At 59.4% G+C, this 24,830-nt stretch carries 20 protein-coding genes; 12 read left to right on the top strand and 8 right to left on the bottom strand.

The features are described from left to right. Positions 1 to 366 precede the first annotated feature (366 nt). A complete protein-coding gene (locus K0P33_RS07305; protein ID WP_242154661.1) occupies positions 367 to 1,020 on the bottom strand; it encodes a DsbA family oxidoreductase in 654 nt (217 codons plus the stop codon). A 55-nt stretch (positions 1,021 to 1,075) separates the two neighbouring features. Then, on the bottom strand, positions 1,076 to 2,095 hold the full coding sequence (locus K0P33_RS07300; protein WP_094950909.1) for an alpha/beta hydrolase: 1,020 nt from the start codon (positions 2,093 to 2,095) through the stop codon (positions 1,076 to 1,078). A 227-nt stretch (positions 2,096 to 2,322) separates the two neighbouring features. Here K0P33_RS07300 and K0P33_RS07295 point away from each other — a divergent pair, with 227 nt between their 5' ends. Both K0P33_RS07295 and metR read left to right on the top strand, forming a co-directional pair. Next, positions 2,323 to 2,982: a hypothetical protein gene (locus tag K0P33_RS07295; protein WP_242154659.1), complete on the top strand. Its 660-nt coding sequence runs from the start codon at positions 2,323 to 2,325 to the stop codon at positions 2,980 to 2,982. A gap of 211 nt (positions 2,983 to 3,193) precedes the next feature. Continuing rightward, a complete protein-coding gene (gene metR / locus K0P33_RS07290) occupies positions 3,194 to 4,111 on the top strand; it encodes a transcriptional regulator MetR (RefSeq protein ID WP_242154658.1) in 918 nt (305 codons plus the stop codon). A 552-nt stretch (positions 4,112 to 4,663) separates the two neighbouring features. Here the strand turns inward: metR and K0P33_RS07285 are convergent. Both K0P33_RS07285 and K0P33_RS07280 read right to left on the bottom strand, forming a co-directional pair. Further along, positions 4,664 to 5,170 carry a GNAT family N-acetyltransferase gene (locus tag K0P33_RS07285; protein ID WP_242154656.1) on the bottom strand — a complete coding sequence of 169 codons (507 nt, stop codon included), beginning with the start codon at positions 5,168 to 5,170 and terminating at the stop codon, positions 4,664 to 4,666. Then, positions 5,167 to 5,580 carry an NUDIX domain-containing protein gene (locus K0P33_RS07280; RefSeq protein ID WP_094950912.1) on the bottom strand — a complete coding sequence of 138 codons (414 nt, stop codon included), beginning with the start codon at positions 5,578 to 5,580 and terminating at the stop codon, positions 5,167 to 5,169. The genes K0P33_RS07285 and K0P33_RS07280 overlap by 4 nt, the downstream gene beginning before the upstream one ends. Positions 5,581 to 5,811: 231 nt before the next feature. Between K0P33_RS07280 and K0P33_RS07275 the strand changes: the two genes are divergently transcribed. Next, positions 5,812 to 10,002 carry a hypothetical protein gene (locus tag K0P33_RS07275; RefSeq protein WP_242154654.1) on the top strand — a complete coding sequence of 1,397 codons (4,191 nt, stop codon included), beginning with the start codon at positions 5,812 to 5,814 and terminating at the stop codon, positions 10,000 to 10,002. Positions 10,003 to 10,029: 27 nt separating this feature from the next. Here K0P33_RS07275 and K0P33_RS07270 read toward each other — a convergent pair whose 3' ends face one another. Next, positions 10,030 to 11,376: an HD domain-containing phosphohydrolase gene (locus K0P33_RS07270; protein ID WP_094950914.1), complete on the bottom strand. Its 1,347-nt coding sequence runs from the start codon at positions 11,374 to 11,376 to the stop codon at positions 10,030 to 10,032. 257 nt (positions 11,377 to 11,633) lie between these two features. Here K0P33_RS07270 and K0P33_RS07265 point away from each other — a divergent pair, with 257 nt between their 5' ends. The 4 genes from K0P33_RS07265 to K0P33_RS07250 all read left to right on the top strand — a co-directional run bounded on the left by K0P33_RS07265 (position 11,634) and on the right by K0P33_RS07250 (position 17,712). After that, positions 11,634 to 13,508, top strand: a complete 1,875-nt coding sequence (locus tag K0P33_RS07265) for a GGDEF and EAL domain-containing protein (RefSeq protein WP_242154651.1) — start codon at positions 11,634 to 11,636, stop codon at positions 13,506 to 13,508. Between the two features lie 66 nt (positions 13,509 to 13,574). After that, complete coding sequence (locus K0P33_RS07260) at positions 13,575 to 14,522, top strand: cytochrome c peroxidase (RefSeq protein ID WP_242156005.1); 948 nt, start codon at positions 13,575 to 13,577, stop codon at positions 14,520 to 14,522. Beyond that, a complete protein-coding gene (locus K0P33_RS07255) occupies positions 14,519 to 16,330 on the top strand; it encodes a DAHL domain-containing protein (RefSeq protein ID WP_242154649.1) in 1,812 nt (603 codons plus the stop codon). The genes K0P33_RS07260 and K0P33_RS07255 overlap by 4 nt, the downstream gene beginning before the upstream one ends. Beyond that, a complete protein-coding gene (locus K0P33_RS07250) occupies positions 16,327 to 17,712 on the top strand; it encodes an ATP-binding protein (RefSeq protein WP_094950917.1) in 1,386 nt (461 codons plus the stop codon). Before K0P33_RS07255 ends, K0P33_RS07250 begins: the two co-directional genes overlap by 4 nt. Before the next feature lie 6 nt (positions 17,713 to 17,718). On the opposite strand, the gene K0P33_RS07245 is transcribed toward K0P33_RS07250, so the two are convergent. The 3 genes from K0P33_RS07245 to K0P33_RS07235 form a co-directional block, all read right to left on the bottom strand. Further along, positions 17,719 to 17,991, bottom strand: a complete 273-nt coding sequence (locus K0P33_RS07245; RefSeq protein WP_094950918.1) for a type B 50S ribosomal protein L31 — start codon at positions 17,989 to 17,991, stop codon at positions 17,719 to 17,721. A 100-nt stretch (positions 17,992 to 18,091) separates the two neighbouring features. Continuing rightward, positions 18,092 to 19,417, bottom strand: a complete 1,326-nt coding sequence (locus K0P33_RS07240) for an APC family permease (RefSeq protein ID WP_242154647.1) — start codon at positions 19,415 to 19,417, stop codon at positions 18,092 to 18,094. A 140-nt stretch (positions 19,418 to 19,557) separates the two neighbouring features. After that, the gene (locus tag K0P33_RS07235; RefSeq protein WP_242154645.1) at positions 19,558 to 20,379 is read right to left on the bottom strand and encodes a carbon-nitrogen hydrolase family protein; all 822 of its coding nucleotides are present in this window, start codon (positions 20,377 to 20,379) and stop codon (positions 19,558 to 19,560) included. A 93-nt stretch (positions 20,380 to 20,472) separates the two neighbouring features. On the opposite strand from K0P33_RS07235, the gene K0P33_RS07230 reads away from it, so the two are divergent. The 5 genes from K0P33_RS07230 (at position 20,473) to K0P33_RS07210 (ending at position 24,796) form a co-directional block, all read left to right on the top strand. Continuing rightward, on the top strand, positions 20,473 to 21,237 hold the full coding sequence (locus K0P33_RS07230) for a LuxR C-terminal-related transcriptional regulator (protein WP_094950921.1): 765 nt from the start codon (positions 20,473 to 20,475) through the stop codon (positions 21,235 to 21,237). 26 nt (positions 21,238 to 21,263) lie between these two features. Next, complete coding sequence (locus K0P33_RS07225) at positions 21,264 to 22,883, top strand: FMN-binding glutamate synthase family protein (protein WP_242154643.1); 1,620 nt, start codon at positions 21,264 to 21,266, stop codon at positions 22,881 to 22,883. An 11-nt stretch (positions 22,884 to 22,894) separates the two neighbouring features. Further along, positions 22,895 to 23,179, top strand: coding sequence for a putative quinol monooxygenase (locus K0P33_RS07220; protein ID WP_094950923.1), 285 nt, complete (start codon positions 22,895 to 22,897; stop codon positions 23,177 to 23,179). Between the two features lie 58 nt (positions 23,180 to 23,237). Beyond that, a complete protein-coding gene (locus tag K0P33_RS07215) occupies positions 23,238 to 23,534 on the top strand; it encodes a cupin domain-containing protein (RefSeq protein WP_094950924.1) in 297 nt (98 codons plus the stop codon). A gap of 131 nt (positions 23,535 to 23,665) precedes the next feature. After that, entirely contained in the window at positions 23,666 to 24,796 is a 1,131-nt protein-coding gene (locus K0P33_RS07210) for an OpgC domain-containing protein (protein WP_094950925.1), read from the top strand. Positions 24,797 to 24,830 lie beyond the last annotated feature (34 nt).

The raw sequence follows: 24,830 nt of genomic DNA, 5'->3' as shown, positions 1-24,830 counted from the left end.
TTGCTTCAACCACTCAGGTCGGCTACTAGGCCGCCGTGCTCTTGCTTTTGATCTTGATCTTGATCTTGATCTTGATCTTGATCTGAGACGCCCCGTTAACCACGCTGGCCGAACGCAGGCTTGAATCCGTGGGTAACCCGGCAGGACGCCGGGTTAGCCGCGCTGGGCCAAGGATGGCCCATCGCGGCGGCCCACGGATTCAAGCCGGAGTGAGGGCACACCGAGCCTAAGCGAGGTGCCGAGTGGTGGGGCGAGGACCTTTTGGTTACTTTTGGGTCCTTCCAAAAGTGACCCGCTGTAAGAGCGGAACCCTAGGTGGCCGTTACCGCAGCAACGGATATGTACTCAAACCACCAAACGAAACCATCAGCCCTTAGCCTCACTGATAATCTGCCGAATCGCCCCAACAAAAGCCTCAGCCGGCTGCCCCCCACTCACCGCATACTGATCGTTAAACACAATCGTCGGCACCGAAGTCACCCCCCGAGAAATCCACAGCTGCTCCTGCTCACGCACTTCTGCCGCATATTCATCGCTGGCCAAAATCTCAGCAGCACGCTTGATATCCAACCCAACACCTTCAGCAATAATCGCCAAAGTCGCATGGTCGGACGGATCCTGCCCATCAGTGAAGTAAGCCTTGAACAGCGCTTCCTTAAGGTTGTACTGCAACCCCTCCAACCCCGCCCAATGCAGCAGACGATGCGCATCAAAGGTGTTGTAGATACGGCTCTGACCGTCATTGCGAAAAGCAAAGCCCAACGCCGCCCCCATGTCACGAATACGCGCACGGTTAGCCTGCGATTCCTCAGCAGTGGAGCCGTATTTCTCAGTAATGTGCTCAACAATGTTCTGCCCAATCGCAGGCATATTCGGATTCAGCTCAAACGGCTGAAAATGAATCTCAGCCTGCACCTCAGCGCCCAACTGGTCCAACGCCTCGGTCAACCCACGCAGGCCGATAATGCACCAGGGGCAAGACACGTCGCTGACGAAATCGATTTTCAGGGGAGTACTCATGGTAGGCAACCTCGCTGGCATTAATGTGCCGCAAAAGTTGCACGATACACCAACTTCACAACACCTTCGAAGGCTGCCCCAAGTCAATCTGCGCCCAATGCGCGGCATCTTCGCGGTGGGCTTGCAGGTACGGCAACACCGCCGCCAGCAACGGCGCCTTGAACGCCTCCTGAAAACGATGCGCCAAGCCGGGAATCAACTTCAACTGGCTGCCCTGGATATGCGCAGCCAAGTGCACGCCGTGCATCACCGGCAGCAACGGGTCGGCGGTGCCATGCACCACCAACGTCGGCACGCGCAACTGGTTGAGCAACGGCACGCGGCTGGGCTCGGCGAGGATCGCCATGATCTGGCGCTTGACCCCCTCCGGGTTGAAAGCGCGGTCGTAGGACAGCGCCGCCTGATGCAGCAACACCTGGCGATCATCTTTCACATTCGGGCTGCCCAACGCCGCCAGCAGGTCGGCCTGTTGCTCCAGCGCCACCTCACGGTTGGGTGCACTGCGCCGCGACAACAACTGCACCAACGCCGCATTGGGCGCCGGCAGGCCTTCGGCGCCGGAGCTGGTCATGATCAGGGTCAGGCTCTCGACCCGTTGCGGCGCCATGGCCGCCAGGTGCTGGGCGATCATGCCGCCCATGCTCGCACCCAGCACGTGGAATTGGCGGATCTGCAAGGCGTCCATCAGCCCCAAGGCATCGTCGGCCATGTCGGTCAGCGTATACGGCGCCGCTACCGGCAGGCCGAGCTTGTAGCGCAGCACTTCAAAGGTCAGGTTGGCGCTGGCCGGTGCCTGACGCCAAGTCGATAGGCCAACGTCACGGTTGTCGTAGCGAATCACCCGAAAACCTTGTTCGCACAAGGCCACCACGACTTCATCCGGCCAGTGGATCAACTGCCCGCCCAGGCCCATCACCAGCAACAAGGCAGGGTCGGACGCACGGCCGATGCTCTGGTAAGCGATGCTCACCTGAGCCAGGTCGACCGTTTGGGTCGGAACATTGACATCACATCGAGACGCCGCAAAAGACGGCAGGCCGACTAATAGAGCGGCCAGTAAAAGCAACACGCGCATGAAAAACACCGAAACGCAGAACCCCAGTAGAGCGCGAGTCTGATGAAGTTTGTTCAAGCGCGCTGCCACGGTTACGTGACAGTTTGATGAAGGCCGCTCAACGGTCGTCCGATAGTTACATCCCACCCTGGGGCATGGCGATCGCTCTGTAATCATTGTTTAAATGAATGAGCCTCCACCATGACCGACACCCAAGCACGCAACGCTGGCAAGGCTGCTGCCTGCAAATGCGCGAGCTGATGGCGGGCACCCCATCGGTACGCAACACCATCAACCAGAGGCTCCAAGAACACTTGCAACTGGATGGCGAACGCACTGGGGTGAAATTTTTTGCCACCGGCAAACGTGGGGCATCCCGGTTGTCCATGACCGAGGCCTGCCTTTACCAGCAACAGCGTCCCACCCTAGACCCGCGGCAAATACTCGAAGGCAAAACCCTCTATTTGCCGCCCCACCACCGATTGACGAATTACACGCGGGCCATACTGTTTGATGAGCTCAAGACACTGAACCTGGAGCAAGCGATCAAGGACAACTGGCGACGCTACCTTTGGACCCAGCGGGCCACTCACTCTCCCCTGTCATGGCGTGCCAAAGCCGGCGAACGCTATAAAATCCACTTCGAAGCGTCCGGCCTGACGCTGCTGGCCCAAGGAAACGTGCAGACACCTGCACTCCAACCGCTACTTGCTCTTTTTCATCCGCCTACGCCTGGGCCTGAAGGGCACAAGGATTATGCGGAGCAAATTTTCCTCACGCTTGCCACGGCCAGCACGCTCACCCTGCCCGGGGCCTGGGTGCTGACACGCGACGGCAATCCGCCAGTCAGCCAACGTTTGTACCTGCCGACCAAGCGCCTGCCTGGAGGTGTTTCGCCCAGCGCATAGACATGGAGCGCTGGCTGCTCGACCACCAGCAAACCTTGTTTTCAACCATCGAACTCGATCCCCAGGCAACCATTGGGTACCGCGTCGACAACACGCCCCCATCGCCGAGAAGCACTTCCTGCCACGGACATAATCCGAATGGCACCGTGGCCAACATGAATAATGTTCAATGCTTTATCATTGAGCACAAAATTTATTCATGGAGGCCGCCGTGCTGGAAATCCGCCACCTCAAGACCCTGCATGCCCTGCGCGAAGCCGACAGCCTGGTGGAAGCCGCCGAGCGCCTGCACCTGACGCAGTCGGCGCTGTCCCACCAGTTCAAGGAACTGGAAGAACGCCTGGGCATGCAATTGTTCGTGCGCAAGACCAAACCGCTGCGTTTCACCAGCGCCGGTTTGCGGCTGCTGCAATTGGCCGACGCCACCCTGCCGCTGCTACGGGGCGCCGAGCGTGACATTGCACGCTTGGCCGGCGGTACCGCTGGGCGCCTGCACATGGCGATCGAATGCCACAGCTGCTTCCAGTGGCTGATGCCGACCATCGACCAGTTCCGCGATGCCTGGCCGGAAGTCGAGCTGGACCTGGCATCCGGTTTCGCCTTCGCCCCACTGCCGGCGCTGGCGCGGGGCGACCTGGACCTGGTGGTGACCTCCGACCCGCTGGAACTGCCGGGCATCACCTATGTGCCGTTGTTCACCTACGAAGCCATGCTGGCCGTGGCCAACCAGCACGCGCTGGCGAACAAGTCGTACATCCTGCCCGAAGACCTGCTCACCGAAACCCTGATTACCTACCCGGTGGAGCGCGACCGCCTGGACATTTTCACCCGCTTCCTGGAACCGGCCGATGTGGAACCGGCCCAGGTTCGCACCTCGGAACTCACGGTGATGATGATGCAACTGGTGGCCAGCGGCCGTGGCGTATGCGGCATGCCACATTGGGCGCTGCATGAATACAGCTCGCGCGGGTACGTGAAGGCCAAGCGGTTGGGCGAGAAAGGTTTGTTTGCGACGTTGTATGCGGGGATTCGTGCGGACATGCTGGACGCGCCGTACATGCGCGACTTTTTGCTGACGGCCAAGGACACGTCGTTTTCGACGTTGGACGGCGTCAGCGCCGTGCGTTAGACAACACCGATCAACCTGTGGGAGCTGGCTTGCCTGCGATAGCCATAGGTTGAACGCAGAATCTGTAGCAGGCGAGCTTGTTGTGGCGAGCGGGCTTGCCCTAATGCCGTTCAGTTAAGCGCAGATCCCCTGTGGGAGCGGCGGTGCGACGATTCGACTTGCCCGCGAAAGCGGTGAGTCAGTCAACATCAATGTTTGCTGGGCCGACGTCATCGCGGGCAAGCCCGCTCCCACATTTAATCTTCGCTGCTTTGGGCATTGCGTTCGCTTAACTGAACGGCATTAGGGCTTGCCCCGCGTTGGGCTGCGTAGCGGCCCTAAAACAGGCGCTGAGGTTTATCAGGAACATCTCAGTGTCTTTACTGAGGGCTGCTACACAGCCCAACGCGGGCGGTGCGACGAGCCCGCTCGCCACGGAGGAATGTGACGGCCGTTGAAAGCCGTGTACATACCTATGCTGGGACGGCATCGCCGCGGTGCTACAGCCAGACCGCGGGGTCTGCATCGCAGGCAAGCCAACGCCCACATTGGCTTGAGTGGGCACCGGGGATTTCAGTCAGCGTTGAGTTCACGCCACATGTGGATCTTGTCGAAATACTCCTCACCCACCCGCACCGCCAGCGGCTCCAGGCCGTACTGGATAAAGCCGCAGCGCTGGTACAACGCAAAGGCGGCGTCGTTACCGGCAGTGACGGTCAGCTGAATCACTTGAAGGCGCGGATGTTTGCGCGCCTCGGCCAGTGCCGCCTCCACCAACTGGCGGCCCAGGCCTTTTTGCTGGTAAGCCCCATTCACGTACATGCCGAACAAGGTCACCTTGTGGCGCGCCTTCTCACGCGGCTCGAAGGCCAGGCCGACAATACCGGCCAACACTTCACCTTCAAAAGCGCCGAGCAATTGATCCAGCGGGTTGTCCAGGCGCTTTTCCCACCAGCTCAACGGCATCCGGGCGCGCTCCGCCACGCTGGAGGTGAACGCCTCGGGATAAGCACCGTAGGCTTCAAGCATCAACGCCCGATAAGCCTCGGCGTTACTGGCCCCAAGCGCGCGAATAATCATGCGTCGCAGGTCAGCGATTGGCGATAGAACGGCAGGATCAAATCGCGCGTCAACGGCGCCAGTTGCAGGCCGCCATCACCGGCTGGGTCGATCCAGCGCACTTCTTCGATTTCAGCAGCGGGCATCACCGCCACGTCGATGTGAACCTGGAACAGCTCGGCTTGCACGGTAAACCCCGGCTCATTGGCAGCCGGTGCCGAGAAGTGGCCCAGGTACACGGCGTCGCTCGGCTCAATGCGCAGGTTCAACTCCTCAAACAGCTCACGGGCCAAGGCTTGGGCGGGTTGTTCGCCGGCGTCGATCTTACCGCCCGGCTGCATGAACGCCTGGGTGCCGCGCTTGCGCACCAGCAGAGTTTGACCGTCGCTGCCAATCAGCAGGGCAGCGGCGATGCGGATAGTCATGGGCATGGAATAAACGCCTCGGATTGAAAAGCGCCAAGGATCACATGCGCTCCATGCGCAGGCAACCGCTTACTTTTGGGGCCACTGAAGTGTCCACCCAGACACGCTGCCAAGGCTGCTTCTATCCGACAGACATATACCACTAAGCCCTATACCGGCGCTCCTACACTCGCAAACTCATATTCAGCCAGGCACGCAGTACCTGCGATGCGCTGCCCCAGTTATAAGAGTTTACCTATGCATAGTTCACTGCCCTCCTCCCAGGAATCTCTGGTTGACGACCCGCAATCGGTCCAGGCCGACAGCGCCCCCCTTGATCCCTCATCCCCCTTGACGCTGCCAGTGGTGCCGCCGGCTTCGTTATCGACCGACGAACAACAGATACACCTTATCCGTGAGCTTGATAGGCTCAGTTCCCGAACCCATGAACTGCTACGACAACAGCCAAGCCCAGACAGCCTTTACCAGCAGCAATTGGCCGCGATTTTTCCCGACATGCATCGGCCCATCAATCCAAACCAGATTTTTTACAGCTGTTACCGGGAGGACCAGCAGGGGCAAAAGCAACGCCTGTCCAGCGAACCGTTGGGGTTGCTACTGAAGCGTTTGCGCGCGCCTGACGCAGAGGCCTATCTGGCCCAAGAGGCCGGCGCCTTTTTCCGAGAGAGCGGCACCCTTGACGCCGATAAACGCCTCCCTTCGGTGGTGCCGACAGCGACGCTGGCGAGCGTTCTGGAAGTAGCCATCACCGTAAGCCTGAATAGTTTCTGGAGGACAGCGCGCGATGCACACCCTAATCCAGAGGAACAACTGGTCGCACTGCGCCGGCAACTGCTGGCCCATCAACTGGCATTGCGCTCAGTTGACGGCACGCTGTCGGCGAATGGACGAACACTGGCCGACAATGTGCTCAAGTACCCAAGTGCTGCGGCGCGGGAACAGGCGTTTAGCGCCGACAACAGGCCTGCGGTACACCGGTTGACGCTGGAGGGTGGCAGTGATTTTGCCGGCGCATTCATCCTCAGCACTGGCGACGGCACGCCTCCCACGGGCAGCGTGATGCTGTATAGCCCGAGCGAGGAATTTGAGGAGTTTGAAAGCCTGGAGCGCCTGAATGAAACCGTCTCCACTCGTCTACAGGCTGGCGGATCGGCGGGGAAATTGCTGATCGCAAGCCTGCCGACTGCCGCACGTGCAGGGCTGAGTAACAGGCCCATGCTGGCAGCGCATCCGTCGCAGATAAGTGCTGATGTCATGACAGATAGCATCCGTTCACTGCGGATCCGGCAATATTTTGCCATCCGCGAAGCCTTGCGCCAGGAGACATTACCCTCGACAGGCGCGCTCGATCAGGTCGCGGATCTGACGCCGCAGTTAAATGCCACCGATGCGTTTACGCAGCGCAACCTGCGCCTGATAGAGGTCGAGCCCTCCTGGCTGAAAACGGCCGATGGGCAAGATCAGGTGCGGTACAGGCAACTGGAAAAGGCGATGATTGAGAGCAATCAGGCGCTCGCGCCTCTTCTCGAGAAGGTCTCGACGCTGGAAGCGTTCTCCCAGGAGGAGACCGACACCGTGTTGAAACAGCAAAAGCCGGCCTATGCCAACGTGGACATTGCCCCCTATAGAAGCCTGGTACGCCTGCGTGTATCGGCTTCCAGCGCTTACAAGGCGACGGGGTATCGTGACGAGGAAACCGCCACTGTCTATGTCAGTGAAGACCGCAAGATAAACATCCCACAGTTTATGTCGGGACGAAAACTGACATGGGGCACCTGGAGTACCCAGGTCATCGTGGACCTGCGGACACTGGGAAGTTATACCCAGCGCAATGTCGACCCCTGGTCTGCGCATGACATACACAGAACCATCAGCGCCACCGCCACTGTTGTCGACACCGCCGGTAAACAGTGGGGCACGCTCGACAACGCAGATTTGCGTGCGCTCGCCACAGAGGCCGACATCGGCAGAAAATACGCCGAGTACCTGAGATCAGCCTTCTCGCACACCGGCGCGGGAAACACTTTTGCGACGGCCTGGCAGCGCGCCTACGCAGCGAAAATAAACCAGGACTCCCTCGAGAGCCGGCTGAATCCTGACGCCTCCAAGCTGTTTATATTCCAGACACCCGGCAGTGGGTTTGACTGGATCAAAGCCATTACGGAACACCCCGACTCAACCACGCGCCCCCGGGTTAACGCGTTCGAGATAGTGGTCAACCTGCTAGTGATGGGCGGTGCGCAGGAAAGGGGTCAAGGGGGACAGGTCATCAATAACGTCCTCGTCATCAACCGAAAAGGTACAAAGCCCCAAGGGGTCAGTGTGCTGCATACCCCAGATGCTCCGGATGGCGTGCCCTTCAGGGAACTGGTCAACGGGCTGGCGGAGTTGGACACACTGAAAGCCAAGCCCGAATGGAAGGCCTACTTCATCCCGCGTATGGCCACTAAAGATGCGCAAGAGATAACGCGGATCTTCAACGATACGCGCGGTGTACACCGCTACGCCCTGACGCCGATCACCGGTCATTTCCATGCGTACCTGTATTCGGCGCAACTGGGCTTTCAACTCGCACACGCCGATCACCGCTCACGGAGCAATGCTGAAATTTCCCGGGAGTCAGCGGTAAACGCTTTTATGTTTGGCGCTGAGATAGCCGACAGTCTGCTCGGGCTGATACCCGGCAAACCCGCATTGTCGCTTTTGCGCCAGAGTATCCATAAAGGGTTAGCCCGGGCCAAACAGCTGGGGCACCGGATCCCGGGGCTTGTCAATAAAATCGACCCGGGCAAAAAAGCCAGCATCGCAATGTCAGGGGCCTCAATCCGGCCGTTGGAGCCCGCCTGGATCGATGTCGCACCGTATCGGCTGCCCAAACAAACTGACTCGTTCTTTGACGTAGAAAGATTTGCCCGGATGAACCAATACGCGTTGTCGCGCCAGTCGGGCAGCGCCCCGATTTTTTTCGACCGGCACAATAACCCACTTATCGCGATGCGGGACGACGCCGGGCGCTATCACCTGTTTCAGTCCTATGCAGAGGGCGGCGCGCGCTATGTAAAAGACCCGGCAGGCAACAACGTGGACTTTATGGTCGTGCCGGGAGACGCAAAAAGCTGGAAGCCGCGTTTCGAAAGAAACGCTAAAGGGGGAGGCTCCGTGTTGGGCGCCCTGCGCCCTCTCACCGCGGCACAGCAAGTGGATGCCGACCTGATCGCGGCACTGCGGGTTTACTCAAAAGAATCGGACATCCGTATTTCCGAAGAGCTCATTGAAAAGCTAAGTGAATCCCAGAAAAAAAACTTACTCACCAACGCCCGGCAACAGGTGGGTGGCCATGTAGATGAAGCCGAGTTTCGCCGCAGGCTATCGGAACACCACCGTTTAAGCCCACGCGCTAAAAATGTATTACGCAACGCCCTGTTAAACCTACAGTCTGAACTGGACATTTATTACCACCTGAACGGCTCCGCACGATTCTTTATCCCGCCTCTGTCTGCCTCAGAACAGGACCAACTGTTTAACAAAGTAAAAAGAATCATTGGAAAAAATGAGAACTTTTCAAAACAAATCAGGTACTCGATCAGCATTACAGACACCGACACTGGCGCACAATTTGCCGGCTACGCCATCACCCAAAGACAGCTGAACGCGCTGAAGAAATTCTCGGAAAAATACGAGCTTTCGACCTGGGAAAGGGACGTGTTCGAGGCTTTTCTGGGTGAACATGGACGGCAAGCAACGATTAACAAAATAGCGTCAGATCACAACATCACACCTCAAGCGGCACTGGATCAACTTCTGGCAGACGGTGAGACCCTGCAGGTTTATCGCGCTTTCAGGGCAAAAAAATTCAAGGAGAAACTCGAACGGCTTCAGGTACCTTCCTATTCAGAGGATTTTAAAAAATCCGGCGTTCCTTATGTCGTGATATCGCGAGGCAACCCCTCAGGTCCGCAGGCGGGTGCACACATGGTCGACAGTAACACCATCACAAAATTTGAAAATGAGCTGCCTCAATTCTCAACGCCTTTAGAATTTGAAACACCCCGCGTTCAAACACACAAAATTGATAAACCCTCCACTCGGCCAAAGCCCTCGACCGTCCCAGATCCAATCCCTATCCGCGATCCCGCCATCAACATCGTGAAACTGGATGAGCTGGCAGACACTCAAAAAGGGCTCCTGCCAGACAATGCCAAAGCCAAACTTGAGCACATCATTCAGGATATTGAAGCCGGTCGTGTCAGCCGAAAAAAAATAGGTAACTACACCTATGTAGATTTACCGCAAGCGCAGGAGGGCGCGGGCCGTGGTCGATGGCGAGTGGCGATTGAAAGAGCCGGACAAGAAAACGAAAAAGATCTCTTTATAATCAGAGGCGTTTTTGATTATCACGCCAGTAAACCAGTCGCCTGGGGCGTATAGAAGGTCAAAACACCCACACCGTCGCCGCTACGTCAGTAGCGGCGCATCATCCGGCTCCTTGATAAACACGGAATACTTGGCCCCTTCCATCGCCTCAAACGCGATCAACTTGTCCACCAGCGGCAGGTTCAACACCTTGCCGGCGTTGAGCAGCAGCATGCCGTTATCGGCGTTGAGGTTGCGCGCCAGCACCATGCCCTCGGCCAGTTCGCGGGTGGTCAAGACCTTCACGCTCGGGTCACCCAAGGTCACGTCACTTAAAAACGCGGCGCAGGCCTGCACGAAGTCTTCGACCATGTCCGGGTCGTAGAGCTTGCCGGCGTATTTACGGATGTACAGCAGCGCTTCATCGCTGTTCATATGGCGCTCGAGGATCAAGCCCTTTTGCAGCTCGATAAAGTCGACGGCCAGCTTCAATAAGCGCGCGCCCGAGGGGATCAGCTCGCCCTTGAGGTGGTCCGGAAAACCCGTGCCGTCCCAGCGCTCCTGGTGATGACGAATCAGGCGGGCGGCGTCCTTCATCGGCTCCAGGGTCATCAGCAACGACTCACTCTGGGCCGGGTAAGCCCGATAACGCTCGCGGTCGGTACTGTGCAGCAGGTCCGAGGGCGCGACCATCATGCTGTCGCTCCAGCTCAACTTGCCGATGTTATACAGCGCGGCGGCCATGGTCAGGTCGCGGGCGCTGGCTTCGTCCATCACCTGGGCTTTGCAATACACGCGTATCAGCTCGATCAACTGGCGGTTGGTCTGCTTCTGCTTGGGCAGGCGCAGGTTGGCCAGCAGTGAAAACACTTCGGTGCCGGTCACGTAGCTGCGCTTGAGCTCATCGTAGGCCAGGTCGAGCATGTCGGCGGTTTGCTGCAGCTCGCTGGTGCGGGCGTCGACACGTTTTTCCAGGGTGGCGTTGAGGGCCTTCAACTGGTCGTTCTGCTCGCGGGTCAACTGTTCAAGACGCAGGCGTTCGCGCTCGGAATGCTGGTGCTCCAGGGACTGGCGCAACGTCAGGAGCATTTCCTCATCGTTCCAGGGTTTGCTGATGTAGCGGTGAATCTGCCCCTCGTTGATCGCCTTGATCATCATGCTCATGTCGGCATAGCCGGTCAGCAGGATGCGGGTGGTGGACGGGTACAGGCGATGGGTCTCGGCCAGCAGCATCGCACCGTCCATGGCCGGCATGCGCGCGTCGGTCATCACCAGGTCGATGGGCTGGGCGGCCATGATCTCCAGGGCCTGGGCACCGCTGCCGGCCAGCAGCACGTCGTAGGGTTGGCCACGCAGCAGGCGGCGCAGGCTGTTGAGGATCGACTCTTCGTCATCGACCAGCAAAATAGTGGGGGTGTAGGGGGACGTAGTAGCAGTTTTTTCATCCATGGCGACACCTCCTGACAATGACACATAATTGCTTCATTGCGCCCCGACATGATCAATCGCTGTACTTGCGCAAGCATTGAGCGCTAGATGAATGCCGGGGTAATTGGTGTTGATTTGACGCCAACTGGCCGACTTATTCAAGGGAGCCAACTATGCTTGTGCCATGAAGCCCGTGACCCGCCCTGTTTACTGAAGCATTCACGGTAAGGAAGCCCTATGCGCCAGAAATCGCCGTCACGCGCCTCTCGGAACCAGCCATGAACCCGCGCTCGGGACGCGCCAATCGACGGGTTCTGATCGTCGACGACACGGCTTCGATCCACGCGGACTTCCGCAAGATCCTGTGCGCCGACGCTAACGGCCACGCGTCCCTGGCCAGCATCGAAGAAACCCTGTTCGGCACCGCCCCGGCCGTGCGCCAGACCTTTGTGCTGGATTCCGCCTATCAAGGCCAGGAAGCCCTGGCACTGGTGATCCAAGCCCTGGCCGACAACGCCCCGTATGCCCTGGTGTTCATCGACATGCGCATGCCGCCGGGCTGGGACGGCCTGGAAACCATCGAACAGCTGTGGAACGTCGACCCTCACCTGCAAATTGCCCTGTGCACGGCCTACTCTGACTACTCTTTCGAAGCCATCGAGGCGCGCCTCAAATACGACGACCAACTGCTGATCCTGAAAAAGCCCTTCGACGACCTGGAAATCCGCCAGATGGCCACCGCCCTGACCTGGAAATGGCAGCTGGCGCAGGACGCGGCACTTAAACTGCAGGGGCTTGAGCGCACAATTGAGGAACGCGTGCAGGAACTGCTCAAAGTTTCGCACCTGCTGCAATACGACGCCCTGACCGAACTGCCCAACAGCACACTGCTGGGCGACCGCCTGAGCCAGGCGATTGCCGTGTGCAGGCGCCATGACACCCAGTTGGCCGTGATGTTTATCGGCCTGGACCGCTTCAAACGCATCAACAACGCCCTGGGCCACCCGGTCGGCGATGAAATGCTCAAGCACGTCAGCCAAAGCCTGGTGGCCACAGTGCGCGAATCGGATTCAGTGTTTCGCTACGGCTCCGACGAATTTGTGCTGATCCTCAACGACATCAAGCACCCCCAGCAAACCCAGTACATTGCCGAAAAACTCCTCGCCGCCGTCAGCACCAGCCGCTATGTGGCCGGCCACGACCTGAGTGTTACGGCAAGCCTGGGCATCAGTGTGTACCCCGATGACAGCAGCAGCGCCGTGGAGCTGATCAAAAAAGCCGAAACCGCCATGCACGCCATCAAAGACCACGGCCCCAACGATTTCAGTTTTTTCATCGACGAGATGAACCTTCGCGCCCAGGAACAGCAAAGCCTGGAAAGCGCCATTCGGCAGGCCCTGCAGCGAGATGAGTTTATCTTGCACTACCAGCCGAAACTGGACCTGAACAGCGGGCAGATCGTCGGCGCCGAAGCGTTGATCCGCTGGCACCAGCCCGACCATGGCTGGATCTACCCGTCGGCGTTCATTCCCGTGGCCGAAGACAGCGGCCTGATCGTACCGTTGAGCCAATGGGTGTTGCGCCAGGCCTGTGAGCAGGCCCGTGCCTGGCAAGCTGCCGGCCTACCGCCCATCTGCATTTCGGTGAACATCTCAGCGATTGATTTTCGCCAGCGTAACTTTGTCGCCAACCTGGCGACGATCCTTGAGCGCACGGGCCTGGAGCCGCGCTTGCTGGAGCTGGAAATCACTGAAAGCGTGCTGATGCAAAACGTCGAGGACACCCTCATCACCCTGCGCGGCATCAAGACCCTGGGCGTGCGCCTGTCCGTCGACGATTTCGGCACCGGGTATTCCAGCCTCAGTTACTTGCGACGCTTTCCGATTGATGTGCTGAAGATTGATCAATCGTTCATCCGCGGCTTGAACGACAACAGCCAAGACGCGCAACTGATCAGTGCAATCATCAGCCTGGGTAAAAGCCTGGACATGAACATCGTCGCCGAGGGCGTGGAGACGCTTGAACAACTGGCATTCCTCAAAGCCCACCAGTGCGAGGAAGGCCAGGGTTTCCTGTTCAGCAAAGCCGTGGCGGCCGATGAGTTCGCCCAATTATTGCAAACCGGGCACCACAGCCTGATGCCCGGCCACTGACCTTTTGCCCCAAGGAGCGAGCGCTTGAGCCGCACCCCGCCACGTTCTCTGCGCCTGTCGCCACAGGTGCTCGGCATTGCCATTGCCCTGGGCTATGGCGCCTGCTTGCCCGCCACCGCTGCGCCGCTGGATGAACCGCTTAAACCGTTGCCGCCGGTGCCGACGCTGGATGCCGCCACCGTGGAACTGGGACGCCAGCTGTTCAATGAGACACGCCTGTCGGTGAATAACACCCAGTCCTGTGCCAGTTGCCATAACCTGCAAGCGGGGGGTGACGACAACCAGGCGTTTTCCCTGGGCTTCGATGGCAAACCGGTCGGGCTCAACACCCCGACGGTGTTCAATGCCAGCCTGAACTTCAAACAATTCTGGAACGCCCGGGTCGACACCCTGGAGGCGCAGGTTGAGCAGGTGGTCACCAGCCCCATGGAAATGGGCAACGACTGGAAAACCGTGGTCCAGACCTTGTCGGCACTGCCCACTTACCAGGCCGCCTTCCAGCGGATCTACCCCGACGGCGTGACGGCCGCCAACGTTCAAAACGCCCTGGCCACCTATGAGCGCACCCTGCTCACTCCCAACTCACGCTTCGACCAGTACCTGCAAGGCAACACCGAGATCCTCACCGTTCAAGAGAAATACGGCTACCAGCGTTTCAAGGACTATGGCTGCATCGCCTGCCACCAAGGCGCCAATATCGGCGGCAACATGTACCAGAAGTTCGGCGTGATGGGCGATTACTTCAAGGCCCGTGGCAACCCGACCGAAGCCGACCTGGGCCGCTACCTGCTGACCCAGGACGAAGATGACCGCAACGTGTTCAAAGTACCGAGCCTGCGCAACGTGGCGGTCACCGCCCCGTACTTTCACGATGGCTCGGCCAAGACCCTCGAGGAGGCTGTCGACGTCATGTTCACGTACCAGCTGGGGCGAATCCCCACGGCTGAAGACAAGACACTGATCATCCAATTCCTCAAGACACTGACCGGCGAATGGGCGGGCAAGCCCTTATGAAATCATCCCGCCTCGCCAGCCTACTCACGCTCAGCGGTATCGCCCTGATACTGGCCTCGGTGCTGGTGTTTCTGTACCTCAAGTCGATCGGCGACCAGTCCACCACCTACACCGAGTCCCGCGACCTGATCAGCCAGATCAAGCAACTCAACTCCCAATGGGACGTTGAAGTGCTCAAGGCCCGGATCGCCCTCACCCACAACTATGACCCGCTGGTGGTCCCGTTCAAAGAGATGAGCGCGCTGTGGGCCACCCTGGAAAGTCGCGAGGGGCAACACCGCCACGCAAACCTGGCCGAATGGCAGGCCGAGCAGAATGCGTATCGCCAGTCGTTCCAGGAAAAGGCGCGGCAGGTGGAACAATTCAAGTCGCACAACGCGGTGCTGCGCAATTCCCTGGCCTTTTTGCCGACGGCCGAGGACGACATCCAGGCGCATTTCCTGCAACTGGACGACGCCGAAAAACTGCAACAACAAAGCATCGCCACCGACACCTACGACTTGCTGCTCAGCGCCCTGGAGTTTGCCCAGGTGACGAGCGATGACAAAGCCGCAGACATCCTCGTGGGCCTGAACAAGCTGGCGGTCAACAAACAAAGCCTGCCGCCAGAGTTTCAGGTGCCAGTGGAGATTCTCAGTAACCACATTGCGCTGATCCTGCGCGAGCAACCCCTCGTCAATGACCTGCTTGATCGCATTGCCGCGATCCCGTTGTCCGATCAACTCGACGCCATGACCACCCAACTCAATCAGGACCAGGCCGCCGCCGACCTGATTGATCAGAAGTACCACCGCTACCTGCTGGTGTTTTCCGCACTGTTGGTGGTGGTGCTGTTGTACTTAGCGATTCGCTTGTTGCGCAGCTTTGCCGAGATCAACCGGGTCAACCGCGCCTTGCAAGCGGTCAATGAAAGCCTTGAACAGCGTGTAGAGGCGCGCACGCGCGAACTCAAAGACGCCCAGAGCGAACTGCTCGACAGTGCGCGCCAGGCCGGCATGGCGGAAATCGCGACCAATGTGCTGCACAACGTCGGCAACGTGCTTAATAGCGTGAACATCTCCGCCGAGCTGGTCACGCGCAAGCTGCGCACCAGCAAGGCCTTGGGGTTGGGCAAAGCCATGCAACTGATCAACGAGCACCCGGATGACCTGGGCACCTACCTGCGCGAAGACGAGAAAGGCAAATTGCTGCCCGGCTACCTCAACCAACTGGTGGAGGCCATCGCCATTGAGCAGCAGGGCCTGACCGACGAACTGGCGCAGTTGAGCAAAAGCGTGGACCACATTAAGGACATCGTTTCTACCCAGCAATCCTACGCCGGCGTGTCCACCCTGCTGGAGCCGGTGCAGATCAGTGCGTTGATGGACGACGCTCTGCGCATGAATTCCGGGGCGCTGAATCGTCACCATGTGACGGTGGTCAAGGAGTACGCCGAGGTGCCGGAACTGATGGCGGACAAACACCGGCTGTTGCTGATCATGGTCAACCTGATCAGCAACGCCAAGTACGCCATGTCGAACCTCACCGACCGCTCGCGACAGATCACCTTGTCGATCAGCACGGTGGAGGGCAGCCTCTTGCAGATCAGCGTCAAAGACGAAGGCGAAGGCATCCCGGCCGAGAACATGACGCGGATCTTCACCCACGGGTTCACCACGCGTAAGGAAGGCCACGGTTTCGGCCTGCACAGCTGCGCCCTGGCGGCCATTGAAATGAATGGCCGCCTTACCGCCCACAGCGATGGACCGGGCAAAGGCGCCGTGTTCACGTTGCAAATCCCCCTCAACGATGCCGCAGGCCAAGCATGAACCGCCCCCCCAATCGACGCATTCTGCTGATCGACGACACGCCGTCAATTCACGACGACTTCCGTAAAATCCTCATGCCACCCATGGAGCAGAACCAGGCACTGGACGATATGGAAGCCGCACTATTCGGTGCCAGCGAGCCCCAGCACGGACCCGTTTTTGAGCTGGACTCGGCCTACGGTGGCCAGGAAGGGTTGAAGTTGCTGGAGGTGGCCATGGCCGAGCAAAAACCCTATGCCCTGGCGTTTGTCGACATGCGCATGCCCCAAGGCTGGGACGGCGCGCAGACCATTGAAGAACTGTGGAAAGTCGACCCAAGCCTGCAAGTGGTGGTGTGCACGGCCTACTCGGATTATTCGTGGGAAGAGCTGCTGTTCCGCCTGCACGCCCACGACCGGCTGCTGATCCTGAAAAAACCATTCGACAACATTGAAGTGCAGCAGATGGCCAATACCCTGGCCGCGAAATGGGACATGGCGCGACACGCGTCCTTGCAAACCAGCCACCTGGAACACTTGGTGGAACAGCGCACCCTGGCACTGACCCAGGCAAGCCAGGCGTTACAGCTGGAGATCGACGAGCGCAAACAACTGGAAAGCCAGCTGGTGCAATCGGAAAAACTCGCGTCCCTGGGCCAACTCGCGGCCGGCGTGGCCCACGAAATCAATAACCCGGTGGGGTTTATTTCCTCCAACCTCGGCACCTTGGGCGGCTACTTCAACCAGCTGCAAGAGATGCTCGATGCCTATCGACAGGCAGAAACCGCACTGGGCAGCGACCAGTTCGAAGCCCTGCGTCGGCGCCTGGACCTGGATTTTCTCAAGGAAGACATTCCCACGCTGCTGCGCGAATCCAAGGAAGGCATTGGCCGCGTGGTGCAGATCGTCAAGGATTTGAAAGATTTTTCCCGGGTGGACAACGACCAGACCTGGCAATGGGCAAACCTGCAACAGGGCATCGATTCGACCTTGAACATCGTCGCCAGCGAACTCAAGTACAAGGCCGACGTGATCAAGCACTACACACCGCTGCCGGACATCGAATGCCTGGCATCGCAGCTTAACCAAGTGGTGATGAACCTAGTGATCAACGCCGCGCAGGCCATGGGTCCGGAACGCGGCACCATCACGATCAGCACCGGAGTGGAAAGCGAGAATATCTGGTTGGAAGTCGCCGACAACGGCTGCGGGATTGCCCCGGACAGCGTGCAGAAAATCTTCGACCCCTTCTTTACCACCAAGCCGGTGGGTGAAGGAACGGGGTTGGGCTTGTCACTCTCCTACGGCATCGTCAAAAAACACCGTGGCACTATCTCCGTGAGCAGCGAAGTGGGCAAAGGCACCACCTTTAGGGTGGTGCTGCCCATTCGCCAAACAGTTTAACCGCCCTCACGCCTCGGCGTTTTTCGGGCTCGAACCAAACGAAGCGAAACGCTTGTTGAACCCGGCAATCCGGCCTTCGGCCTGGGTCTTGCGCTGCTGGCCGGTGTAGACCGGGTGCGAGGCGCTGGAGACGTCCAGCGGGATGTATGGGTAGGTGTTGCCGTCGCTGTGTTTTTGGGTGCGGTCGCTGTCGGCGGTGGAACCGATGAGGAAGAACACGTCGGCGGCGGTGTCGTGGAACAGCACGGTGCGGTAGTCAGGATGGATACCAGCTTTCATAGGGCCTCCGGGGCGTCTGGGTGCATTTGATGTGTTATACAGTAACACAAATCATGCACTCAAACGAGAACGGATTGCAATAAGAATAGACCTCGGGCTTCTATGCGGATTCCTGGAAGTCCATTTCCGGCGGCTGTTGCGAAAAGCCACGGGTGAGCAAACCCAGGTAAACCAGGCCGATCGCCAGCCACGCCACGCCCAGGTAAATCGCCAGATGATCCAGGCTGACCATCAGCCAGAGGTCCGCGAGCAGGCCGATGGCCGGGAACAGCAGAAACAGGATCAGCTCGCGCACACCACGCGCTTTCGCGCCGACCCAGTAGTGAAAGATCACCGACAGGTTCACCAGGCTGAAGGCCAGGAATGCACCAAAGTTGATGAACGAAGTGGAGGTGGTCACATCCAGCTTCAGCGCCAGCAACGCCACAACCGCACACAACAAGATGCTGTTAACCGGCGTGCCGAAGCGCGCATGCAAGGTGCCGAAGAACGACTTGGGCAACACACCGTCACGGCCCATCGCGAACAACAGGCGCGAACCACTGGCCTGGGCCGATAGCCCCGAGGCGAACTGGCCGACAATCAGGCCGATCAAGAAGATCGACACGAACAGGTCACCGCCGATATTGCGCGCGATTTCATACGCGGCCGAATCCACGTTGGCGAACTCGAACGACGGATGGGCGATCTGCACAAAGTAGGACACCGCCACGAAGATCAGCCCGCCGATCAAAGTGATCAGCATGATCGCCCGTGGGATGGTGCGGCGCGGGTCGCGGGTTTCTTCGGTGAGGGTACTCACTGCGTCAAAGCCCAGGAACGAATAGCAGGCGATAGCCGCACCGCTCATGATCAACGGCATGTGCATCTGGCCGTTGAAGAACGGGGCGAGGGTCCACAGCGGTTTGCTGGCGTCACCGCCGATGTAGTGGATGCACAGCACGACAAACGCGCTCAGCACCAGAAACTGCACGAGCATCAGCAAGGCATTGATGCCGTTGGCCAACTTGAGGCCGACAATATTGATAGCGCTGGTGACGCCGATAAACGCCAAGACCCAGACCCACTGCGGCACCGCAGGGAACGCCGAGTTGAGGTACGCCGCACCAATCAGCCAGATGGCCATGGGCAAGAACAGGTAGTCGAGCAGCACCGCCCAGCCGGCGATAAAACCCAGCTTGGGGCTGATGGCCTTGCGCACATAGCTGTAGGCGGAACCGGCCACCGGGAAGGCAGACGCCATGCGCCCGTAACTCATGGCGGTAAAGAACATCGCCACCAGCGCCGCCAGGTACGCGGCGGGGACCATGCCTGCAGTGGATTGCGCCAGGATGCCGAAGGTGCCGAGCACAATGATCGGCGTCATATAGGCGATGCCAAACAGCACCACCGACCCTAACGACAGGGTGCGTTGCAAACGAGCCATGAGCGATTCTCCGCTGATTTATTAGATTTATGGCAGAACTGAAGTCGGTGAAGCGGATGTCATTTTTCTTATGGTTAAGCCTGTTTATGTGGCGAGCGGGGCTTGTTGTGGCGAGCGCCCTCGCCACATGGGGGTTAGCGTTAAACTTGTGGAATCAGCAGTTCGCGCGTCCCGTCTGCGCGCTCAATCACCTCACCCGGCAATTTCAAGCGCTGGTCATCCAGGTAGCGGTAGTCCTTGCGAGCCGCTACCAGTTGGTCGAGGTCCAACTCGACCGCGAACTGCCCTTCCTCGCGCCCTGCTTCAAACAGCAGCGTGCCAATCGGGTCGACCAAGGCGCTGCCGCCGGCAAACAGCAGGCCGCCATCGCCCTCTTCCACCCGATTGACCATCAGCGCAAACGCCTGGTTTTCTTGGGCGCGGGCCATGATCGCGGTGCGGTGCGTGGGGCCGTAGGGGTCCATGTTGCCGTTGGTCACGATCAACAGTTCGGCGCCCAGTTGCGCCAAGGCGCGGGCGGTTTCCGGGAACTCGATGTCGTAGCAGATCAACAGGCCGACGCGCACGCCGTTCCACAGGCACGTGGCGTAGCGATCCCCGGGCGTGAACACGCCGCGATCCGAGGCCCACAAATGGGTCTTGCGATAACGCAGGGCGATGCCTTCGGGCGTGATCAACAAAGTGGTGTTGTAGAATTGGCCGCCATCGCTTTCGGCTATACCGATCACCACGGCGATAGTGCGCGCACGGGCGGCCCGGATAACGGCCTGTACGGTGGGCCCATCCACCGGCTCGGCGATGTCGGCGACGGTCTCGGCCGACGGGAAGCCCATCAAGTGGGTTTCCGGGAAAACGATCAGTTGTGTATCGGCGGCGCAGGCCGCAATTGCCGCCAAGGCGCGCTCAAGGTTATAAGCTGTACCGTTATCACGACCTGCCAACTGGGCAAATTCGACCTTCATGGGTATTCCTTGTTCTCAATCTGTGCCGCAGTATGCGCAGCCACACCCCGCCAGGGAATTACGCGGCAGGGGTAACCCGATAGGGGTAGATCAATGACCATGTCGCTGCAAGACATCGCCTGGCACCGTTCGGTGGGGCAAATGATAGACGCCTTGGACCAGGCCAACTTCTGGACCCAACTGGTGCGTTTATTGGACCAATACGTGCCATTCGACAGCTGGGTGGTATTGCTGTTCAGCAGCGCACACCGCCCGCTGGTGTTCGCCGAATGCCCAGGCGCGGACGGCACGCCAGACCAGTTGTTCCAGGATTACCTCAACGGCCTGTACCTGCTCGACCCCTTCTACATCGCCAGCCGCGAGCACTCACGCACCGGGCTGTTTCGCCTGGCTGACGTCGCGCCCGAGCATTTCGAACTCACCGAGTACTACCAGCGTTATTTCCGCCTGAACGTGGTGGCGGATGAAATCCAATTTAATTGCCACCTGCCGGATGGGCGTACCCTGTGCCTGTCCCTGGGCTCGAAACAGCGTTTTGACCCGCAGCAGATTGCTTTGCTGTCGCTGATCCAGCCCTGGGTGCTGAGCCTGCTGCGCCAGCGCCTGCCCTATGAGCTCCATCAGGTCAGCGCCCCACAGCCGCCGATGCACAATGATGATTGGGGCGCGCAACTCACCGCCCGAGAGCTGGATGTAGGCCGCTTGATGCTCAGTGGTTGCTCCAGCAAGGAAATCGCTCGTAAGCTGCAAATCTCTGTTGAAACCGTGAAAGTCCATAAGAAACACATCTACAGCAAGCTAGGGATCAAATCCCAGTCGGAGCTGTTCTCGATCTTTCTTCAGGCGCAAAGCGCCTAGCCGATGAGTGAACCAAGGAAAACCGTATGAGCCTGTCGTTACTAAGCCGTTACGCCTTCTTTGCCGTGTGCGTCATTTTCACCCTGGTAAGCCTCCCTTTTATTGAACATGAATGGCTGTGGCCGATCACCGTGGTCACCGGCATTCTCAGCCTGATCGGCCTGTTCGACCTGCTGCAAAGCCCCCACGCGGTGCGCCGCAACTACCCGATCCTGGGCAATATTCGTTACCTGGTGGAAGCCATACGCCCGGAAATCCGCCAGTACCTGCTGGAGTCCGACAGCGATGCACTGCCCTTCTCGCGCTCGCAGCGCTCGCTGGTTTACTCGCGCGCCAAGAACGAAACCGCCGACAAGCCGTTCGGCACCTTGATCGACGTCTACCAGTCGGGTTTTGAGTTTATCGGCCACTCCATGCGCCCCGCGCCGTTGAGCGACCCGAGCGCGTTTCGCGTAATGGTCGGCGGCCCGCAGTGCAAGCAGCCGTACTCGGCGTCGGTGTTCAATATCTCGGCGATGAGCTTCGGTTCGCTGAGCGCCAACGCGATTCGCGCGCTCAACCAAGGCGCCAAGCTCGGCAACTTTGCCCACGATACCGGCGAAGGCAGCATCAGCCCCTACCACCGCGAAAACGGCGGTGACCTGACCTGGGAACTGGGCAGCGGCTACTTTGGCTGCCGCACCAGCGACGGCCGTTTCGACCCGGAACGCTTCGCCGTGCAGGCGCAGAACCCGCAAGTGCGCATGATCGAAATCAAGATGAGCCAGGGCGCCAAGCCCGGCCATGGCGGGATCTTGCCCAAGCATAAAGTCACCAAGGAAATCGCCGAAACCCGCGGCATCATGATGGGCGAAGACTGCATCTCGCCGTCGCGTCACAGCGCGTTTTCCACGCCGATTGAAATGATGCAGTTCATCGCCCAACTGCGCGAACTGTCCGGCGGCAAACCCGTGGGCTTCAAGTTCTGCCTGGGCCACCCGTGGGAATTCATGGGCATTGCCAAGGCCATGCTCGAAACCGGCATCCTCCCGGACTTTATCGTGGTCGACGGCAAGGAAGGCGGCACCGGCGCCGCACCTGTGGAGTTCACCGACCATATCGGCGTACCGCTGCGTGAAGGCCTGCTGTTTGTGCACAACACCCTGGTCGGCCTGAACCTGCGCGACAAGATCAAGCTGGGCGCCAGCGGCAAGATCGTCAGCGCGTTCGATATCGCCAGCGTCCTGGCCATCGGCGCCGACTGGGCCAACTCCGCGCGCGGCTTCATGTTCGCCATCGGCTGCATTCAGTCGCAAAGCTGCCACACCAACAAATGCCCGACCGGCGTCGCCACTCAAGACCCGTTGCGCCAGCGCGCCCTGGTAGTGCCGGACAAAGCCCAGCGCGTGTTCAACTTCCACCGCAACACCCTCAAGGCCCTGGCGGAAATGCTCGCAGCGGCCGGCCTGGATCATCCGTCGCAGCTGTCGGCCAAGCACTTGGTGCGGCGTATGTCGGCGACTGAGATCAAGCTGTTCTCGCAGCTGCATGTGTTCCTCAAGCCGGGTGAATTGCTCACCGGTGAAGTCAGCGGCGAGTTCTATTCGCGCATGTGGCAGATGGCGCGGGCGGACAGTTTTGAGCCACATGAAATCGCGGCGGCGTGAGGGCACCGACCATGCTCAACGTCATCGCTGAAGACTTCATCAAGCCCGAACACCTGGAAACCGTGCGACCGTGGTACGCCGAGCTGGTCGAAAAAACCCGCCTGGAACCGCTGTGCATTGCCTACGCGTTGTTTGTCGATCAGAAAGACCCGGGGCACTTCACTTTCATCGAGCAATGGCCCGATCAGGCCGCGCTCGATGCTCACTGCCAAACCGAACACTTCACCCGGCTGGTGCCGCAAATCAATGCGCACCAAGCCAAGCCCTGTCGGGTACTGTTGATGGATGCGTTCTAAACACCCTATTGCTGCTGAACCGGACCACCGACGGCATCGTTGAAACCAGGAGATTCACATGCCGTTACTCGACTTTGCCGCCATCGCCGGGCAACTGCCCAGCAGTTGGACATCCACGCGCCTGGGCCAGGTAGGCCCGGCGCGGATCAAGGTGCTGCGCATGGATGAGCAGGCGTATGAGGAAGAAACCCATGATTACAACGAAGGGTTATTGGTGGTCAGCGGCCTGTTGCGCTTGAGCGTCGGCGCAGAGGAAATCCGTGTGGAAGCCGGCCAGATGTACCTCGTTGAAGCCGGTACCGCCCATGGTGTGCTTGCAGGCAGCTACGGCACGTTGGTGATCATTGATGTCTAGAGACATTCAGTAATACCCAGCCTTTGCAATTGCTTACAAATACCGCCAACCTGCGCCCGCCCGACGTTCGGCGTGCGAAAACCTTCCGTTCGCCGGTCATTACTAAACCATTTGTTCAAGAGCCCGCTGCCATGCTGAACGGACGCGACCCGCGCATCGATTTTTTTCGGGGCCTGGCGTTGATCTTCATTTTTTGGGACCACGTCCCCCACAATCCCCTCGGTTTGATCACCCTGCGAAACTTCGGCTTCAGCGATGCGGCGGAAGTCTTCGTGTTCCTCGCCGGGTTTGCCTCGGTGCTGGCCTACGGCAAAGTCATGCAACGCGAAGGCTACTGGATGGCCTGCCTGAAAATCCTGCGTCGCACCTGGGTGCTTTACGTGGTGCATATCTTCTTACTGGCGCTGCTGATGGGCATCGTGTTTTACGCCAACAACCATGTGCAAACCCGCGACCTGGTGGCGGAGATGGGCCTGACGCACTTCATCACCCACCCACAGCAGGCGCTGACCGATGAGCTGCTGTTGCGCTTCAAACCCAACTTGATGGACCCCTTGCCGTTGTACATCGTGTTGCTGGCAGGCTTGTCGGTGGTGCTGCCACTGATGGTGCGCGCCACGTGGGCGGTGGTCGGCGTCTCGCTGGCGGTGTACCTGATGGCGCCGTGGATGGGCTGGAACCTGCGGGCCATCGCCGATGGCGTGTGGTACTTCAACCCCGTCACCTGGCAGTTGCTGTTTGTACTGGGCGGCGCTGCGGCGATCTACAGCCAGCGGCCAACCGTGCCCGACACGCGCCCCTTGCAACGCCAGCCGCTGTTTGTCGCGGCGGCGGTGTATGTGGTGGTCGCCGGGGTGATTACAGTGTCGTGGCTGTGGCCGCACCTGCATGACGCGGTAATGCCAGAGGTGCTCAGCAATTGGCTGTACCCCATCAGCAAAACCGACCTGTCACCGGTGCGCCTCATCCATTTCCTGGCGCTGGCCTATGTGACAGCCAAGCTCCTGCCCGGCCGGGAATGGACGCAAAACCGCCTGGCCGAACGGGTCTGTCAAATGGGCCGATATTCCCTGGAAGTGTTCTGCCTGGGCGTGGTGCTGGCGCCCCTGGCGGACATGCTCAATGCACTGGCGGATGACGCCGTGGCCATGCAATTGCTGACCGCCGTGGTCGGTGTGTTGCTGATGTCGGGGCTCGCCGTGTGGTTAGAGTTCATTAAGCGCCTCAACCAGGCGCCACGCTCGACAGGGCTACATAGCTAGCGCCCGCCGGTACCCACTGGGTGTTTCCATTTGC

The sequence above is a fragment of the Pseudomonas sp. ArH3a genome (assembly GCF_022648765.1).
Classification (GTDB): Bacteria; Pseudomonadota; Gammaproteobacteria; order Pseudomonadales; family Pseudomonadaceae; genus Aquipseudomonas.
Note: the sequence above shows the minus strand (reverse complement) of the source record. Positions and strands in the feature narration are given on the sequence as shown.

Excerpts from the sequence above, each read along its gene's own strand:
- K0P33_RS07305 (WP_242154661.1), bottom strand. The coding sequence starts at position 1,020 with ATGAGTACTCCCCTGAAAATCGATTTCGTCAGCGACGTGTCTTGCCCC.
- K0P33_RS07300 (WP_094950909.1), bottom strand. The coding sequence starts at position 2,095 with ATGCGCGTGTTGCTTTTACTGGCCGCTCTATTAGTCGGCCTGCCGTCT.
- K0P33_RS07295 (WP_242154659.1), top strand. The coding sequence starts at position 2,323 with ATGCGCGAGCTGATGGCGGGCACCCCATCGGTACGCAACACCATCAAC.
- K0P33_RS07285 (WP_242154656.1), bottom strand. The coding sequence starts at position 5,170 with ATGATTATTCGCGCGCTTGGGGCCAGTAACGCCGAGGCTTATCGGGCG.
- K0P33_RS07280 (WP_094950912.1), bottom strand. The coding sequence starts at position 5,580 with ATGCCCATGACTATCCGCATCGCCGCTGCCCTGCTGATTGGCAGCGAC.
- K0P33_RS07275 (WP_242154654.1), top strand. The coding sequence starts at position 5,812 with ATGCATAGTTCACTGCCCTCCTCCCAGGAATCTCTGGTTGACGACCCG.
- K0P33_RS07270 (WP_094950914.1), bottom strand. The coding sequence starts at position 11,376 with ATGGATGAAAAAACTGCTACTACGTCCCCCTACACCCCCACTATTTTG.
- K0P33_RS07265 (WP_242154651.1), top strand. The coding sequence starts at position 11,634 with ATGAACCCGCGCTCGGGACGCGCCAATCGACGGGTTCTGATCGTCGAC.
- K0P33_RS07255 (WP_242154649.1), top strand. The coding sequence starts at position 14,519 with ATGAAATCATCCCGCCTCGCCAGCCTACTCACGCTCAGCGGTATCGCC.
- K0P33_RS07250 (WP_094950917.1), top strand. The coding sequence starts at position 16,327 with ATGAACCGCCCCCCCAATCGACGCATTCTGCTGATCGACGACACGCCG.
- K0P33_RS07245 (WP_094950918.1), bottom strand. The coding sequence starts at position 17,991 with ATGAAAGCTGGTATCCATCCTGACTACCGCACCGTGCTGTTCCACGAC.
- K0P33_RS07240 (WP_242154647.1), bottom strand. The coding sequence starts at position 19,417 with ATGGCTCGTTTGCAACGCACCCTGTCGTTAGGGTCGGTGGTGCTGTTT.
- K0P33_RS07235 (WP_242154645.1), bottom strand. The coding sequence starts at position 20,379 with ATGAAGGTCGAATTTGCCCAGTTGGCAGGTCGTGATAACGGTACAGCT.
- K0P33_RS07230 (WP_094950921.1), top strand. The coding sequence starts at position 20,473 with ATGACCATGTCGCTGCAAGACATCGCCTGGCACCGTTCGGTGGGGCAA.
- K0P33_RS07225 (WP_242154643.1), top strand. The coding sequence starts at position 21,264 with ATGAGCCTGTCGTTACTAAGCCGTTACGCCTTCTTTGCCGTGTGCGTC.
- K0P33_RS07220 (WP_094950923.1), top strand. The coding sequence starts at position 22,895 with ATGCTCAACGTCATCGCTGAAGACTTCATCAAGCCCGAACACCTGGAA.
- K0P33_RS07215 (WP_094950924.1), top strand. The coding sequence starts at position 23,238 with ATGCCGTTACTCGACTTTGCCGCCATCGCCGGGCAACTGCCCAGCAGT.
- K0P33_RS07210 (WP_094950925.1), top strand. The coding sequence starts at position 23,666 with ATGCTGAACGGACGCGACCCGCGCATCGATTTTTTTCGGGGCCTGGCG.